This is a genomic window from Streptomyces adelaidensis (assembly GCF_016598475.1).
GTDB lineage: Bacteria > Actinomycetota > Actinomycetes > Streptomycetales > Streptomycetaceae > Streptomyces > Streptomyces adelaidensis.
Window position 1 is genome coordinate 18,707 of the sequence record NZ_JAEMUX010000046.1, and the last position, 15,506, is coordinate 34,212.

General features: G+C 68.2%; 13 protein-coding genes and 3 pseudogenes. 11 read left to right on the top strand and 5 right to left on the bottom strand.

Going from position 1 to position 15,506, the window contains the following annotated elements; genetic code table 11:
• Positions 1–10 precede the first annotated feature (10 nt).
• Entirely contained in the window at positions 11–1,114 is a 1,104-nt protein-coding gene (locus tag I8N67_RS24735; protein WP_200305630.1) for a zinc-dependent alcohol dehydrogenase, read from the top strand.
• A complete protein-coding gene (locus I8N67_RS24740) occupies positions 1,104–2,279 on the top strand; it encodes a DUF3500 domain-containing protein (RefSeq protein WP_307835364.1) in 1,176 nt (391 codons plus the stop codon). Before I8N67_RS24735 ends, I8N67_RS24740 begins: the two co-directional genes overlap by 11 nt.
• A 289-nt stretch (positions 2,280–2,568) precedes the next feature.
• On the opposite strand, the gene I8N67_RS24745 is transcribed toward I8N67_RS24740, so the two are convergent.
• Positions 2,569–2,799 carry a hypothetical protein gene (locus I8N67_RS24745; RefSeq protein ID WP_200305632.1) on the bottom strand — a complete coding sequence of 77 codons (231 nt, stop codon included), beginning with the start codon at positions 2,797–2,799 and terminating at the stop codon, positions 2,569–2,571.
• Positions 2,800–3,204: 405 nt separating this feature from the next.
• Between I8N67_RS24745 and I8N67_RS24750 the strand changes: the two genes are divergently transcribed.
• Together I8N67_RS24750 and I8N67_RS24755 are read left to right on the top strand one after the other, a co-directional pair.
• The gene (locus I8N67_RS24750; protein ID WP_200305634.1) at positions 3,205–3,678 is read left to right on the top strand and encodes a hypothetical protein; all 474 of its coding nucleotides are present in this window, start codon (positions 3,205–3,207) and stop codon (positions 3,676–3,678) included.
• A gap of 680 nt (positions 3,679–4,358) precedes the next feature.
• Positions 4,359–4,739: a hypothetical protein gene (locus I8N67_RS24755; RefSeq protein ID WP_200305636.1), complete on the top strand. Its 381-nt coding sequence runs from the start codon at positions 4,359–4,361 to the stop codon at positions 4,737–4,739.
• 9 nt (positions 4,740–4,748) lie between these two features.
• On the opposite strand, the gene I8N67_RS24760 is transcribed toward I8N67_RS24755, so the two are convergent.
• Both I8N67_RS24760 and I8N67_RS24765 read right to left on the bottom strand, forming a co-directional pair.
• The gene (locus I8N67_RS24760) at positions 4,749–5,492 is read right to left on the bottom strand and encodes a hypothetical protein (protein WP_200305637.1); all 744 of its coding nucleotides are present in this window, start codon (positions 5,490–5,492) and stop codon (positions 4,749–4,751) included.
• Positions 5,493–5,704: 212 nt separating this feature from the next.
• A pseudogene (locus I8N67_RS24765) lies at positions 5,705–6,142 on the bottom strand (aminotransferase class I/II-fold pyridoxal phosphate-dependent enzyme); the annotation flags it as partial.
• A gap of 173 nt (positions 6,143–6,315) precedes the next feature.
• Between I8N67_RS24765 and I8N67_RS24770 the strand changes: the two are divergent.
• The 3 genes from I8N67_RS24770 to I8N67_RS24780 all read left to right on the top strand — a co-directional run bounded on the left by I8N67_RS24770 (position 6,316) and on the right by I8N67_RS24780 (position 10,033).
• Positions 6,316–6,870 (top strand): Uma2 family endonuclease, encoded by a 555-nt coding sequence (locus I8N67_RS24770; protein ID WP_200305639.1) that lies wholly within the window; start codon positions 6,316–6,318, stop codon positions 6,868–6,870.
• Between the two features lie 213 nt (positions 6,871–7,083).
• The gene (locus tag I8N67_RS24775) at positions 7,084–9,177 is read left to right on the top strand and encodes a hypothetical protein (RefSeq protein WP_234046232.1); all 2,094 of its coding nucleotides are present in this window, start codon (positions 7,084–7,086) and stop codon (positions 9,175–9,177) included.
• A 109-nt stretch (positions 9,178–9,286) separates the two neighbouring features.
• Positions 9,287–10,033, top strand: coding sequence for a UPF0158 family protein (locus tag I8N67_RS24780; protein WP_307835365.1), 747 nt, complete (start codon positions 9,287–9,289; stop codon positions 10,031–10,033).
• 132 nt (positions 10,034–10,165) lie between these two features.
• On the opposite strand, the pseudogene I8N67_RS24785 reads toward I8N67_RS24780, so the two are convergent.
• Positions 10,166–10,603: pseudogene (locus I8N67_RS24785) on the bottom strand (aminotransferase class I/II-fold pyridoxal phosphate-dependent enzyme); the annotation flags it as partial.
• A 129-nt stretch (positions 10,604–10,732) separates the two neighbouring features.
• Here I8N67_RS24785 and I8N67_RS24790 point away from each other — a divergent pair.
• A complete protein-coding gene (locus tag I8N67_RS24790; RefSeq protein ID WP_234046233.1) occupies positions 10,733–11,218 on the top strand; it encodes a prevent-host-death family protein in 486 nt (161 codons plus the stop codon).
• Entirely contained in the window at positions 11,215–11,565 is a 351-nt protein-coding gene (locus I8N67_RS24795; protein ID WP_200305641.1) for a hypothetical protein, read from the top strand. The genes I8N67_RS24790 and I8N67_RS24795 overlap by 4 nt, the downstream gene beginning before the upstream one ends.
• A gap of 81 nt (positions 11,566–11,646) precedes the next feature.
• Here I8N67_RS24795 and I8N67_RS24800 read toward each other — a convergent pair.
• A pseudogene (locus tag I8N67_RS24800) lies at positions 11,647–12,084 on the bottom strand (aminotransferase class I/II-fold pyridoxal phosphate-dependent enzyme); the annotation flags it as partial.
• A 23-nt stretch (positions 12,085–12,107) separates the two neighbouring features.
• Here I8N67_RS24800 and I8N67_RS44305 point away from each other — a divergent pair.
• Both I8N67_RS44305 and I8N67_RS24810 read left to right on the top strand, forming a co-directional pair.
• The gene (locus I8N67_RS44305; protein ID WP_200305643.1) at positions 12,108–13,550 is read left to right on the top strand and encodes a recombinase family protein; all 1,443 of its coding nucleotides are present in this window, start codon (positions 12,108–12,110) and stop codon (positions 13,548–13,550) included.
• A gap of 1,109 nt (positions 13,551–14,659) precedes the next feature.
• On the top strand, positions 14,660–15,502 hold the full coding sequence (locus tag I8N67_RS24810; RefSeq protein ID WP_200305645.1) for a helix-turn-helix domain-containing protein: 843 nt from the start codon (positions 14,660–14,662) through the stop codon (positions 15,500–15,502).
• The last annotated feature ends 4 nt before the right edge of the window (positions 15,503–15,506 follow it).

Below are 15,506 nucleotides of genomic sequence, written 5' to 3' on the forward strand. Positions count from 1 at the left end.
GGAGGCCTCTATGTCCTTGCCCGAAACCATGCAGGCCGCGGTGCTGGGAGAACCCGGGACCCTTGCCGTCACGACGCTGCCCGTGCCGCAGGTGGGGCCGGAAGATGTCCTGGTGGAGGTCCGCAGGGCGTCCCTGTGCGGAACGGACCTGAAGATCCGGAGCCGGCATTTCTTCAAGGACGGCGGCCCGGCGGCGGGCGAGTTCGTCCCGGGCCACGAGTACGCGGGCGTCGTTGCCGCGGTGGGCAGCGCGGTGGACGAGTTCCAGGTCGGGGACCGTGTCGTGACGGAGGCTCACCGCGGCTGCATGCGCTGCGCCAACTGCCTGGCCGGGGCCTACACGGACTGCCTCAACTACGGCCTGCGGCACACCGGACACCGAGTGCAGGGGATGACCGTCAACGGCGGCTTCGCGCAGTACGCGCTCAATCACGTGGCGACTCTCCACCGGCTGCCGGACACCGTCGACTTCGACGCGGCGGTCGTCCTCACCACCGTGGGTACCGTGATGCACGCGTTCGACGTGCTGGACACCCTTCTCGTGGGATCTACCGTCGCCGTGCTCGGCCCCGGACCGATAGGTCTGCTCGCGACGCAGGTCGCGCGTGAACTCGGGGCCAGGACCGTCGCCCTGGTCGGCACTCGGGAGGCGAGGCTGGACATCGGCAAGGCCTTCGGCGCGGACCTGGTCGTCAACTCCCGCGAAGAGGACGCCGTTGCCGCGGTCCGGAAGGCGACCGACGGGATCGGCGCCGACATCGTCCTGGAATGCTCGGGCGCCCCGAGTGCGGTGGACGACGCCCTGCACATGGTCAAGCGGTCCGGGAAGGTCGTCCTCGTCGGCTTCTTCGACCAGCCCGTGCGGGCCGACCTGAACCACGCCGTGATGAACGGCATCTCCATCCAGACGGTCCGCGGGGAGGGCACAGGTTCGTTGGCCCGTGCCGTGGGCCTCGCGGCCCGCGGCCGGCTGCGCACCGCGGAACTGGTCACCCACCACTTCGCGTTGACCGATGTCGCAGAGGCGTTCGACACCTATGCCGAGCGCCGGGGCAACGCCATCAAGGTCATGCTGGACATCTCCGAGGACCCGGAGCCCGCCCGTGCCCAGTGACGGACCGGGCCCGGTGGACGTCCCGGCAGCCGGGCGGGAGAAGGCGGCGACCGCCATGGCCGATGCTGCCACCGCCTGGCTCGACAGCCTGGGCGAGAACCAACTCCCGCTCGCCGCCTACGACTCTCCGCTCCACCCGGATGCGGAGGCCGAGCGGCTGCGCTGGTTCTACACGCCCACGGAACACGGCGGGCTCGCCATCCGAGACCAGAGCGCCCGCCAACAGAGCCTGGCCATGCGACTGGTGGCCACCGGACTGTCCCTCGCGGGCTACGCCACGGTCACCACCGTCATGGGCCTGGAAAACGTACTGGACCAGCTGGAAGGGTGGACCGTTCACTGGGGCCGACAGCGCGGACGGGACCCCGGATTGTACTGGCTCAGGATCTTCGGCCGCCCCGGCGATCGCATCTGGGCATGGAGACTCGGCGGCCACCACATCTCCCTGAACAACCTCGTCGTCGCCGGCCGCCTCGTCTCCACAACCCCCTGCTTCATCGGAGCCGACCCGGCCACGACGGAGCTGGTCGGAGGCACCCTGCGCCCCCTCCAGGGCCCCGAGGACACGGCGCGCCAACTGGCCCGCACCCTCGACGCGGACCAGTTCCGGCACGCTCTGCTCCACCCGTCCGCAGTGTCCGACATCGTCTCCGGCAACCGGCCACACGTCGAACACGGCGACACGATGATGCACATGCAGGACCTGTGGCGGGGTCGGTTCGCGGACCCTGAGCTCGACCGGCTCGTCAACGACATCGACCGCCGGGCGGAAGCGGGCAGCGGATACACCGAGAGTGACCACGCACGCCTGGCCATCACCGTTCCCCCCAAAGGCATCAGCGGGCGCGACCTGAACGAAGAGCAGCGGCACCTGCTGCGCCGTCTCGTCGCCGTCTACACCGGACGGGCACCCGAGTCCCTCGCCGACGCCTACGACACCCACTACGCCTGCGACACCGTCCTCGACATGGTGCACTTCGGCTGGGCAGGCGCTACGGACGCCGGGGAGCCGCACTACTACCGGGTGCAGGACCCCCGCATACTGATCGAATACGACAACACGCAACGGTACGCGAACCACGCCCACTCGGTGTGGCGTGACCTGACCTCCGACTTCGGACTGGACGTGCTGGTCGAACACCGGGCACACATCGCACACGAGTGAGGCGTCTTCGGGCTCGCGATGAGGAGGCCGTCGAATCGCTCGCCGTTCCGTAGGAACCGCAGAAGGACCTGGCGCAGCCGTCCGGGGACATCGGAAGGGTCTGCCGAACGAGCGGTATCACAGGGCGTCGTGGTTGGCGCCGGCCTGGGCAGGCTGCCGGTGCGGTGGGCGTGCACGAGGGGGCACGGTCGCGGCCGGTGCCCCCTCGGTTCTGCTCCACCTGCCCATCGGCGATTCGGCACGGCCGGCTGCGACCAGCTACCCGCTCGCAGGGGTCGTGGTTCCGCTGTCAGCCACCGAAGGTGTCGGCCAGCTGCCATCCAGCCGCCTGATCGCCCTCGCCGGAGTGGTAGCTGCAGCTGAGGGTCCCGCCGCCCCCGGCGGCTGCCATCGCCGCCTGGCAGTCTTCCTTGGTCTGGTAGACGCCGAGGGAGGCGGCACTGGCAGGGGAAGCCATGGCCAACCCGATGCCAACGGCCGCCAGGGCGCTCGCGGCAACCATCGCAAGTCGCTTACGCATGAAACGTTCCTTTCTGTGGCGCACCGTCTCCGATGTCGACAGTCCGCCAGATGAATAGCTCGACAGATTGACGGCAGGGCCGTGATGCCGGACAGGCAGTTCTCTGTCGGTGGCTGCCCATATTCCCATCGAGACTCACCTGCCGCAAACCATCTTCTTGTGAAGTTGTTATCGAGATCCGTTCATGGTGTGGAGGCTACCGGAGGGTATTGAAGGTGAATGATGGAGGACTCGGTGAACTCTCGGCAAACTCCCAGCTTTTTCTCGCAGTATTCCCAGCTTGGCGCAGCGCGATCTCGGATTTAAGGATGCCGGCAGGGTTGCGCCATGTGTACTTCCGAGTAGTGACACTGTCCGCCCATTCACTGTCATCGACTGTTCCCGTGCATCGAAAGAGGGGCGACCGTGACACAGAATTCTCAGCGCTCGTGGGCCATGAAGGCCGCGGCCCGCCTCGGCACAGTGGCGACCGCGGCGGTCCTGCTGGTCGGCGTCAACGCCGGAATGGTCCAGGCGGCCTCCATGTCGTGGAGCGGCGACTTCAGCTGGCGCGTGACGGAGGTGAAGCGGCTGGCGAACTGCTCCGCGACCGAGTGGTACAACACCGGCAATTCGGGCGGTCAGATCACCGACTGCAACTCCGCGGGTTCAAATTCATACTGGGACGGCGTCCGCCTTCACGCCGCCGACTACCACGGCATCGAAGGCAAGAAGGTCGCCTACCGCTCGGACCGGTCCTGCCCGGACAAGGACGGCTTCCAGTACGTCAGGTGCTACTACGTCGGCGGGAAGTCCAAGGGCAATCCGGTCATGACCGTGGCCATCGAGTCGTACGGCCTCGGTGGCCAGGATGTGAACGTGACCTGGTACTACCTGTAAACATGCGCGGGACTGGCGCGGTGGCTTCCCTCCGTTTCCAGTCCCCGCGCATGTTTGCCTGCCGTGGCGCTGGACCACTGCGTCCGGTGGATTCAGAAGCGGTACAGCATCCGTGCCAACGGGGGCTGTCCGTGTCCACCGGGGGCTTCTTCGGCGAGCTTGCGGCGTTCAGTGGCACGGGGTGCGGCGTTTCCAAGGAGGGGAGGAACTGCGTCACCATCCCTCGCGACTCCAGCAGCAAGGCGAGGTGAGTAACGCGTACGCGGACGCTTCCGGCCCGTCCTGGACTCGAGATCGCGCTGCCGAAGCTGGGAATACCGCGAGAGGAGGCCGGGAATTCGCCGTGTCCTAGTTCTGGGGTCGTTGAGGCATAAGGGGCGGGTGCTCGGAGAGTGTGGCAAGTGTGTGGCAAGTGTGGTTGTTCAGGTTGCCGACCTGAAAGCCTGTATTGAGTCTTGTATGGTTCAGATCGCTCCTCACGCTCCCTTGAACCCCGGGTCGATCCATCAAGCATCAAGAAGAGTTGGCTTGATCGCCAGAGACCCGGTCCGTCCGGCCGGCCGACGGGAGCGTGACGCGGTCAAACGGAGAACGAAACGGTCCACCGGTTCCACCGGCAGGCCGTCCCGAACGGTCGAGGCAAAACTCGTGACACATGCCTCTGAGCGCTCGGATGAATCATGACGAAGCTGAACAGGCGTACCTCGGATCAAAGAGGTATGAACGAATTGAATGGAACTTCGTTGAAGAATCTGACCATGAAGGCCCTTGCCGCAACCGTTTTCCTCGGCGCAGCGGTGTTCGGAACTGGCGCCACTGCGTTCGCTGCCGGCAGCCTGCCGAACGGTGCGGTGGTAAAGGGAGCCGGTTCGCACATGAGTGATACGAAGGCGGGCTCTCTGGCCTGGCAGAACGCCAGCGGCCAGTGCGCTTCGGGGTATGCCGGACAAACCTTTGACGAGGGGGCCAAGTACGAATACCGCACGAACTCTGACGGTTCGACCACCGCCTGGATCACCACTACCTGCGGCGTGAGGCCTTCGGCGGGCGCGATCGGTTAGCCTCGACGTTCATAAAGGGTCCGTCAGCTTGCTGACGGACCCTTTGTGCTGAGTACGGGCAGAATTCGCGAGGGTGTTGATCTTGGCGCTGCCGCTGGTCACGGGGTGATGCCGAGGCAGGGCGGCTTCAACTTCCCGGCAGGACCCGCGCAGTCGGTGATGCCCCAGTTCCAGACGGCGTGTTCGGGTGCGTCCCGGATCACTCAGGTGGTCTTGGCGATGTCGTCCGCTCCCAGTAGCCCAGCCTGCCGACGGCCAGGTTCCGCACAGCGGCCATCGCCCGCGGCGCGCTGCCGGTGTGGACGCTGGAGGCGTCCTCGGCGAACACCACATCTCTGACATGGTGGCTAAAATCTCCGATTCCCCAGTGCTCACACACGTATCCCGCCAGGTCAGCCGGCTGGCCTGGCGGGTGTCGAGGCTGGTGACGGCGTAGACCGTCTCCCTGGTCTGCTGCTTGCCGCTCTCTTGGCGGCGCCGGTGGATGCGCAGGGCCAGCCGTGCTTGTGGGAAGGCGACCCCGCCCAGGTTCGCCGCGATGGCCATGGTTTTGGCCGAGCGGGACTTCTGCCGCCCGTGCCCGGTCCCCGAGACGGTGTACGCCACGGGTATCTGCTCCCACGGCAGGGCTTTGAGCTGGGCCGGCGCGGTCGGCTGGTTCCCCTTGATCACCGCGACGCAGTGGGCCTTCTTCTCCTGCACCAGCCGGCACACCTGGTCCTTGACGCCGTGGAGGGCGTCGAAGATGACCACGGTGCCGGCCAGGTCGAGTGGTTGAAGCAGCGGGCGAAAGGGGCCGGCAGGCGCCGCCGCTCCGGCTCAGCTGGGATCAACACCTGGCGAGTTCGAGCCCCCGGACTACCCACGTACGCCGGGAACTTGCGTAAGCACCGGGTCTGGGAGCCGACCCGCTCACGCCGGTGACTGTCTGCCTCGGTCTCATTCGGGGTGAAGGGGGAGCGAGTTCAGGAAGCCAGGCGCCGCAAGCGGCCGGCTGCCTCTTGGAGAACGTCGTCCTTCTTGCAGAAAGTGAAGCGGACCTGGCTGCGGCCGGCGTCCGGATCGTCGTAGAAGACGGAGTTGGGGATCGCGACCACGCCGCAGCGTTCGGGGAGGGCGCGGCAGAAAGCGTAGGCGTCCTTCTCACCGAAGGGGGTGATGTCGGTGGTGATGAAGTAGGTGCCCTGGGGCTGGTAGGCCTCGAACCCGGCCGCCCGTAGGCCGTCGCCCAGCAGGTCGCGCTTGCGGCGGAGGCCGGCGCGGAATCCGTCGAAGTACGAGTCCGGCAAGCGCAGCGCCTCGGCGATCGCGTGCTGGAACGGGCCCGCGCTGACGTACGTCAGGTACTGCTTTGCCGTCCGGACGGCAAAGACGAGCGGGCCGTTCGCCGTGACCCAGCCGACGCCTCGTCGGCCTACCTATTCGTTTGTCGCGCGACCTACCCCGCTGCGGATCTCCGGCACCGCCGGTGAACCGGCCGCACGACCTGTCCGGACCGGTCTTCGGGCCGCATCGCTGGGCTCGGTGACGCGGCACTGTCCGTCGTATCCTGACCACACACGGGAAGGAGCCGTCCATGAGTGTCGATGCGATCGTGCACACCGAGTTCCCCAAGGGGTACACGGTCCTGTTCGGGGCCGACGGAAAGGTGATCATGACTCCGCAGAGCTTCGAGCACTCCAGCACGATCAAGTCGATGCAGTACGACACGGTCGTGTCCCTCGGACGCCATGCGAAGACCGCCTCCGACGTCTACATCGACTTCCCCGCCGACGAGAACTCCGCGCCCGATCTGGCGATCCTTCGCGAGGACGCACGCCGGGAGGGCAAGCGCTACAGCTTCGAGGACGTCCTGCTGATTTCCGAGGTCGTCTCGACCTCCTCCGCACGCAAGGACTACGACGACTGCACCGCGAAGTACGGCCGCTATGGAATCCCGATCTACCTGGTCGTCGACCCCTACGCCCAGGAAGTCGTCCTTCACACCCAGCCGACCGCCACCGGTTACATCGCGGCACACACCCACAAGTACGGCACGGGCAAGCTCCCCATCCCCCTGGCCGACGGCCGCACCTTCACCCTCGACCTCGACGAGCTCCCGCGTCCGGAGCCCGAGACGGACGCCCGCTGACGAAGACTCCCGGTGCGGCCAGTCCCGTGCCGTGAGTCCGTACGGCGAAGCCCGGTTCGTCGCAAGGAGGTTCGAAGCCGCGGTTGCTGTGGGTGACAACCATCATGTACGGCCCTTGCGGTGGCCGGCCGCTCGCCCTCAGCCGAGTGCCGGCCCCTGATGGGCGATAGCGTGGGGCGGCCAGGACTGCTGCTGACAGGGTGGACGAATTTCATGCGGATGCGCTTCGAACCCGAGGCCGAGGAAGAGTTCGAGGCAGCGTGCGGGCTGCTGGTTGACCGCCTTGTACGGTGGGCCGGGGAGCAGGGGCTGCCGGTGGACGGGTTCACGGCTGAGACGGCACTGGACTACCGGCACCGGGCGACTGCCGACGGCCGACTGGGGCTGTGGGAGTCGCGCCATGTGGAGGAGCTACTCCTCTCCTGGCTTCCCCAGCGGGTCACCGTGCTTCCCGGGGAGGAACGCGTCGACGCCCCAGGCACACTGCGCACGCTGCTGCGCTATCTGAACGCCACGCAGTTGGCGGACCCGCGCGGCCCCGCCCTTGAGGACTCCCTCGCGGCGGTCGACGCGACGGCGGGGCAGTATCCGGCGGCGATGGCGGACCACACTCGCTGGGGGATGGCGAAGTTCTGGGCTATGACAGCCGCCGAGCAGGGCGTGGACGTCTTGGACGGGGCGGCGTTGCAGCGCTTCGCGGAGCGGGCGCGGCGTGGGGAGGTCGTCTACGACCAGCAGGTCCTCGATGCCATCATGGAACGGCGGCTGACCGGCAACACACTGTCCGGTGTGGCGCGGGCCGAGCCGCAGCTGCCTGTGGTGCTCCCCCCGGACGGCGAGCTGCGTCGACGGGCAGAGGCATCGGCGATTTTTGCGCAGTTGCGCGGACTCGCCGAGTGGGCGGGGCGCGACGGCCGCGCGGTGACGGCGGCGGGGCGGCTGCGGATGGCAGATGCCCGCGAGCTGGTGGACGTACTGGACACCGGGGACAAGGTCGACGGGGTGCGCTCTTCGGCCGACCTGCCGCGGCTGGGACTGCTGTTGGAGTGGGCGAAGAAGGCGCGGCTGGTCCGGGTGGTCAAGGGGCGTTTGTACGTGGTGGCCAAGGCCCGGCCGGTGCTGGCCGACCCGCTCCAGCTGTGGCTGCGCGCCTTCGACGCGTGCTTCGAACTGCGGCAGGCTCTGATCGGGGCGCGCAGCGGCTGGCACGTCGAGTCGATGCTCTTCGACGTCTACGAGGACGTTCTGGACGACGTGCTGAACACGCTCTACAGCCTGCCGTACCCGATGCCCTGGCCACGGCTGCGTGACTCCGTACACCTGGCCTATCGGGCCCGCTTCCAGCTGGACGGCGGGTCGGATCTCCGGCACCGGATGTGGTTCGAGCACGCAGACCGGGACCTGCGCACGGTACTCGGCCTGCTGGATGACCTGGGCGCGATCGAGCGAGAGCAGGGGATGGCCGACCCGGTGTTCCTGGATGTCGACCTCTCCGATGCCGGGCCCGGGCTGCTCGCGGAGATGCCGCCGGAGGTCGCGGAGCTGCTGGGCGTCGCGGGGGCGGCAACGGACCCGGCGGCGCGGGAGCGTGCCGATGCCCGGCGTGAGGAGCTGACCACAGGGCCGGTCGAGCTCATCCATCTCACCGAGCTCGGTACCCGGGCCGTACGACAGCGGTTGCTGGCGGTCGGCAGGGACGCACCGGTGGTCGGTGAACTGGCCCAGGCGCCGGCGGCCGGCCTGCTGGGGGTGCTGGCCGAGGACTACGACCCGGACGCCGCCCGCACGGAGCTGGCCGGCTGGATCACGGCCCGTGGCGAGCGGGAAGGTGCCCTGCGGCAACTGACCGACGCCGTGAGGACCATGACCTTCCGCACGCGTGCGCAAGCGATGCTCGACGTGCTGCTGGCGGCGTTGCCGGACGGTGAGGGCGAGCGACTGCTGCGTGCGCTGCGTCGCGACACCCAGCTGGCGCCCTTGGCGCTGAACGCTCTGGCGCAGCGCGAGTTGCTGGCCCCAGAGGACATGACCGATGCCGAGCATCTGCTGGCGCTTGCCGAGAACCTGCTCCAGCTTGTGGAGCTGGCAGGCGGCTCCGGCGGTGCCGAGGAGGCGCTGCGCGCCCAGCGTCCCGAGGTCAGGGACGCGATCGCCGCCGCGTTGGACTCGGCCCATCCGGACCGGGCCGGGCTTGAGGAGTTCAGGCAGGTGGCGGCACGGGCACTGGGTACCCACGGCGCCCGCCTCGGCATCACCCGGGAGGCACGAAGCCCCTCAGGCAAGAGCGTCCGCAAGCGGCGCCGCTGACCGGGCAACTCCGCCTGCCCCCAGGCGCCGGGTGCGCCGGCACTGGCACGGAGCCGGGTGGACGGAAACCGATGGTCCCGGCGTCTGGTGGCGCGTTACCGTCGGGGTCGTGGTTGAGGGATGGGACGAGGACGGACTGCGTGCGCTGCGTGGCGCGCTCTACGCGCAGGACGGGGTGGCGCTGCTTGCGGCGTTGCGTCGTGGGCCCGTGCGTGAGGTGTTGCAGCTGGCCGGCGATGGTGTGGCCGGGGCCGCGGCACAGGGCCTGCCGGGGGCTGCGGAGATGGCGGCCCTGTTTCTCGGCGCGCTCCAGGAGCGCGGCTTCCGGGGCGATGAGGAACTGGCGGATCGGTTGCGCGCGGCCACGGGAGACGCGGCGATCCCCGTGCCGCGTCCGCTCGCGGTCGATCTGGAGATGCTCGCCATGCTGCTGGAGGGTGACCCGGCTGAGTCCGGTGGCCGGATCGATCTGTCCACCGGGGAGTGCTGGCCCGCGTTCACCGATGAGCTGGGGCCTGGGCCCGACGCTGAGGAGGACGACGATCCCGAGCGATGGCTGTACGTTCCGGCTCTGGGGTCCCGGGCCGGTTACCGGGACACGGAGCTGTTCATCGAAGAGGTCGAGGACGCCGCCCTTGCCGACAGGCTGCGGATCGCCATCGGTGGGCGGGGCACCTTCCGGCGCTTCAAGGGCGTCCTCGCTGGTGACGAGCGCTCCTGGAGCCGGTACCACCGGTTCCGCGATGAGCGACAGCGCGGCCGGGCCCGCGCCTGGCTGGCCGAGGAGGGCTACTGCCCGCACTCCACCTTCTTCGTAGAGCCCAGCTCGGGTTCGTATCCTTCGGGGCCGGTATGACTCTTTCCTGCCCCTGTCCTGCATGATCCGGGGCGCTGTCAGCGGGCCCTGGCGGCAGTCGAGTGCGGGTGCGCGCAGGCTCGGAGCAACCAGGCCGTGTGGCCGGTACATATGCTGGTACGTCTGCGGCTGTCAGGCGGCCAGCGTCTTGAGTCGGGAGGCCGCCTCCTCCAGCACGCCTGTCCGCTTGCAGAACGCGAAGCGGACAAAGGGTGCGCCCTGCTCGCGGTGGTCGTAGAAGACCGCGTTGGGGATCGCGACCACCCCACAGCGCTCCGGCAGTGAACGGCAGAAGGCGAAGCCGTCGCTCTCGCCGAGGGGACGGATGTCGGTGGTGATGAAGTACGTGCCGACCGGGCGGAAGACCGTGAAACCCACCTGCTCCAGGCCGTCTGCGAGCAGGTCCCGCTTGGCGCGCATGTCGGCGCGGAACTCCTCGAAGTACGAGTCGGGCAGGCGCAGGGCCTCGGCGACGGCGTACTGGAACGGCCCGGACGCCACGTAGGTGAGGTACTGCTTGGCCGAGCGCACCGCCGTCACCAGCGCGGGCGCGGCCGTCACCCAGCCGACTCCCTGTTCGCACACCTATGTGCGTGCGGTGTGGGTCAGGTCGGGTGGGTCGTCACAGAGGCGTGGCCTTGAGCCGCCATCTCACCCTTCGCGATAGAAATCAGAGCACAATCAGAGTACGGTCTGAGTATGAGCATCGTGCACTCGACATCCGAATCGGAATCCGTCTCGTTCACCGATCTGTCCCGGAACCCGAAGGCGGTCGCCGCGAGGGCCGCCGCCCTGGGATGCCTGCGTGTCACGCACCGAGACGCGCCCGACATGGTGCTGACCACGGCCATACACGCAGAGCGCAGCGAGGAGAACCTGACCACCGCGTCCCGATTGTTCCTTGCCCTGATGAAGCAGGACGGTGGTGCCAGGTCGCTTCTGCTCGCGCTGCCTGAGGTGTTCCCGTGGGTGCGTCACCTGGATGACGAGGAAGTCCGGGAATTCACCGTCGAGCTCCTTGATGCGCTGTCCGACGCCGCTGAGCTGGGCGCCAGGGAGGCTGTGCACCGGGCGATCGTCTCGTGGCGGGCAACCGCCCGCATCAACGCTGACCCTGACCAGCTCAGGGAGGCACTCCGTCCGCTTGGTGACCTCGACCTCGGCCCGGTCGAGGTGCACGGGTGAGCCCGAAGAAAGGCGACCGGGTCAGCGTCCCCCCGCTAAGTGGCTGGAACGTCGTCCACGGAACGACGGAGGCCGCGACCGGTTGGGAGGAGCTATGTCGGGTGGCGTTGCCGAACGCGCATCGCCGCCTGGAAGCCCTTCGCACGGACCCGCTGTCGCGGGCCAACTGGAACCGTCAGCACCAGCTTCGCGGCAGGCATGCCACCAGGGATTGGAAGGGCTCCGCCCTGGAACAGTGGGAGTACGAAATCACGAGTGGTGGCAGGGTGCGATACCTGGTCAGCCCGGAGACCTCGACTGTCATCCTGGTCTACGCATCGACCAGGCATCCCAAAGACACCGAGTAGCCAGTCCTTTGGCGAATGGCCCGGCTTCCCTTCGTGAGCGGATGCCGGGTCTTTCGTCCGAAGTGATCGTTCAGCATGCTCTCAGGCAGCGAGCCGCTTGAGGCGTCCCACCGCCTCCTCCAGCACCGAGGTCTGCTTGCAGAACGCGAACCGGACGAATGGTGCGCCCTCCTCGCGGTGGTCGTAGAAGACCGCGTTCGGGATGGCGACGACACCCGCCCGCTCGGGGAGGGCGCGGCAGAAGGCGAAGCCGTCGCTCTCGCCGAGGGGGCGGATGTCGGTGGTGACGAAGTATGTCCCGGCTGGCCGGAACACCTTGAAGCCCGCCTGCTCCAGCCCGTCCGCGAGCAACTCCCTCTTGCCCCGCATGTCGGCGCGGAACTCCGCGAAGTAGCTGTCCGGCAGACGCAGCGCCTCGGCGACGGCGTACTGGAAGGGCCCGGAGGCCACGTATGTGAGGTACTGCTTGGCCGAGCGCACCGCCGTCACCAGCGCGGGCGCGGCCGTCACCCAGGCGACGCCTCGTTCGTACACTCATTCGCGTGACGCGCAACAAGCCCACCAGGGGCAACACCAGCACCGCCGGTGAGCCGGCCGCCGTCTACTGCCGAATATCCCAGGCGGACGATGACGACCAGACGGGCGTCGACCGCCAGGAGCGCATCTGCCGTGACGTCGCCGAACGGCGCGGCCTCGTTATCGACCCCGCCCACATCTTCGTGGACAACAGCCGCTCTGCCTGGAGCCGCAAGCGGAAGCGGCCCGGCTGGGATCGCCTGCTGGAAGACGCCCGGAACCGCAGCTTCCGGCACATCATCGCTTACCATCCTGACCGGCTCATGAGGCAGCCCCGGGACCTGGAGGAACTGCTTCAGGTCTCCGACGACCACGCCATCACGCTCCACGGTGAGGCGAACCGGCGGGATCTCTCCGACCCCGACGACCGCTTCATCCTCCGCATCGAGGTCGCGCACGCCTGCCGTTCCTCGGACGACACCTCACGGCGGTTGAAGTCCGCGATGCAGGACCGGGCGCGGGAAGGCAAGCCGCAGGGTGGCGTGAGGCGGTTCGGCTACACCAAGGACGGGATGACCATCGTCGAGGAGGAGGCCGAGATCGTCCGGGAGGTCTTCGACCGCTACCTCAAAGGCGAGGGGGCGGCACCCATCGCGAAGGACTTGCACAGTCGGGGCATCCGCACGGCCAGCGGCAAGGTCTGGAACAGCGGCACCGTCCGTGCACTGCTCGACTCCCGGCACGTCGCCGGAATCCGCATGCACCAGGGCGATGAGGTCGGCTCCGGCACCTGGCCCGCGATCATCGACGCGGGCGTGTGGGCGGAGGTGCGGACGCGGCGCGAGTACCGGTCGGCGGTGTACCAGGAGGCGCTCAGCAAGCCGCCGCAGCGCTACTACCTGCTCCGCGGCCTGGTGATGTGCGGGCGGTGCGGGACGCTTATGTCCGGCACCGCCAAGGGCACCGGGCCGGTCTACCAGTGCAACCGCCGGGGCCGGAACGACGAGAAGAAGTGCACCCGGTCGATCATGGCCCAGACGTTGGAGGACTTCGTCGCCGACGCCGCAGTGGAGCTGCTTGGCAAGCTGCTGGTGGACGGCCGACTCGCCAGCACCAATCTCTCCGAGAGCGTGACCGAGGAACTGGAGGACGACCAGCGGCAGCTTGCCGAACTGAACCAGATGTGGACCGCGAAGGAGATCTCCACGGCGGAGTACCGCAAGATGCGCAAGGAGATCACCGACCGCATCGCCAAGGCACAACGCAGGGTCGTCATCCGGCCGATGGTGCTCCTCGACGGCCTCACGGGCGCGGGCGCGCAGGCCGCCTGGGACGCCGACGACATGACGGATGAGCGGCGCAACGCCGTGCTGCGGTTCCTGTTCTCCGGGGTGGTCATCGACGAGCCGAAGAAGTTCGGCCGGTACATGGACTGGGACCGGATCGGTATCGAGCAGAACCCGCTGTAGCGCGGCTGGCGGCCGACTCGCCGAGGATTCGGCCGCGCCGCCGGGTTGTGGGCCGTGCGCCGTCTTCAGGCCCTGTGCGGGCACCCCGGCGCCGGGGCCGCCGGCTGTGTAGTCCTGCCAAGTGTGAGCGAGGGGGCCGCAGTTGGCGCCTGAGATCGTGACCAGATCAGAGCGCTGGCCTTGTGCGGAGCGCCGCAACATAGCCGACGATCGCCGGTTAGCGAAACCGGGGATCCTCCGGACCATTGACGTCACTCGCCACTCGTCCGTTCGCCCAGCGTCGCGGCAGGTGGCCCGCCGACCGAAACCCGCCCTGAGGACGTCCATGCGCCAACGACAGCCAGAGCCCGTCGCGATCCAGCCCGACCTCGGCCTTGCCCCCGAGTGTGACCGTGACCACCACCGGAAGCCGGATGCCGCCCGAGAGGCCGCTCTCCACCGTGTGTGCGACGGATTCACCACGACGATCAGCCCGCAGAGTGCCGCCCGGCTCGCGGACCTGCTCTCCACCGCGAGTTACGTTCAGGCAGCGTGACCATGCCGGTTTCGGTAACCGGGGATTCGCTGCTGAATTCCGCTTCCTTGTTGTCAGGTCCTGCCCTGTAGGCGAAAAACGGCGGAACATGGCACGGGATTATCGGTTGGCGAATTCTCTGTGAGAAAGCGTCTCAATACGTCGCCGTACTTTGGTCGCTGCCCGCCCTGACCTGGTCTGCAGTCGAAGCCAACCCGCCGCGGAGCAGGAGAGATCCCCCTGAGGCTGGGTTGCGAGTTGCCCCGTTTGTGCCGTTGACTCGTCAGCCGCGGATTCGGATCTACCGTTCTGGGAAATGCCGCGCAGGGTGCGTTCGCCGTGAGCTGTTTACTTTCTCGGCGGAATGCTGGACTTGTGCCGGGCGGGTGTGGCTGTGTTGGTCAGGCGCCGGGACGCTGGTTCCGGAGCCATGAAAACCCCGGCACGCCACTACAGGGGCCAAGGCGACGCCTACATACGCCTGCGGTCCTGGCCGGCATGTCCGTGCCGGGATTTCCTCGCCGCCACCCTTCCTGAGCACCGCCCGCAGAGGCCCGCGTGCACCTTCCCGCCCTGATCCAGGAGCTGCCACCGAATGAGTTACGACGCCCGCGAGTGGGTGTGGGATCACAGCCACAGCAAGGGCACCGCCCGAATGGTCCTCGCCCTGATCGCCGACCGCTGCCGCGACCGGCGCTGCGTCGCGTACGCGTCCCTGCCCACCCTCATGAAGCGCGCGAACGCCTCCCGTACGGCGGTGCGCAGCGCGCTGGCCAAGCTGATCGCCGACGGCGAGCTGGTGCAGCTCGACGGCCGCAAGGGGCCACGGGGAGAGACGTACTACCAGCTCCCTGTGGCCGCCCGGCTCCTCGCCGAACAGGCTACCGAGGGGGACCAGGATCCGCCCCTCCCGGGGGATCGGAATCCGACCCTTGGGGGAGCGGAATCCGACCCTGTCGACCCCTTCGAGGGGGGACCGGAATCCGACCCAAGGGAACGGGATCTGACCCCCGGGAGGACCGGATTTCGGCCCTCTGGGGGCACGGATTCCGACCCCCAGAACAGTAGTGAACCGAAGGTAAACGGTAAGAGCAGCAGCTCTTCCCCGCTCATCTCCGCCACCGATTGGCGGATCGACGACGACACGCGGGCCTGGCTGGAGCACCAGGGACACCTCGCCCGGCTCGGCGAGCACGCCCTGCGGGCAGCCGACGAGAAGTGGCGCGCCTACCGGGCGGCGTGGGCACCCCGCTCCGCCGCCGCCTGGGGTGCCGACTGGCGTGCGTGGATCGCCCGAGAACACACCCCCACTCCGGGGCGGCCGAACCTCTACGCCCTGCCCGGCGGAAACCCCGCCCCCGGGGGCGGCATGACCCGCGCCGAGGCGCATACCGCCGCCCTGCTCGCCGCCCTCGAAGAACCGAACGAAATGGAGTAACTCG

Bases quoted from the DNA above. Each gene is read 5' to 3' on its own strand.
- I8N67_RS24735 (WP_200305630.1), top strand. From the start codon at position 11: ATGTCCTTGCCCGAAACCATGCAGGCCGCGGTGCTGGGAGAACCCGGG.
- I8N67_RS24745 (WP_200305632.1), bottom strand. From the start codon at position 2,799: ATGCGTAAGCGACTTGCGATGGTTGCCGCGAGCGCCCTGGCGGCCGTT.
- I8N67_RS24755 (WP_200305636.1), top strand. From the start codon at position 4,359: ATGACGAAGCTGAACAGGCGTACCTCGGATCAAAGAGGTATGAACGAA.
- I8N67_RS24770 (WP_200305639.1), top strand. From the start codon at position 6,316: ATGAGTGTCGATGCGATCGTGCACACCGAGTTCCCCAAGGGGTACACG.
- I8N67_RS24775 (WP_234046232.1), top strand. From the start codon at position 7,084: ATGCGGATGCGCTTCGAACCCGAGGCCGAGGAAGAGTTCGAGGCAGCG.
- I8N67_RS24790 (WP_234046233.1), top strand. From the start codon at position 10,733: ATGAGCATCGTGCACTCGACATCCGAATCGGAATCCGTCTCGTTCACC.
- I8N67_RS24810 (WP_200305645.1), top strand. From the start codon at position 14,660: ATGAGTTACGACGCCCGCGAGTGGGTGTGGGATCACAGCCACAGCAAG.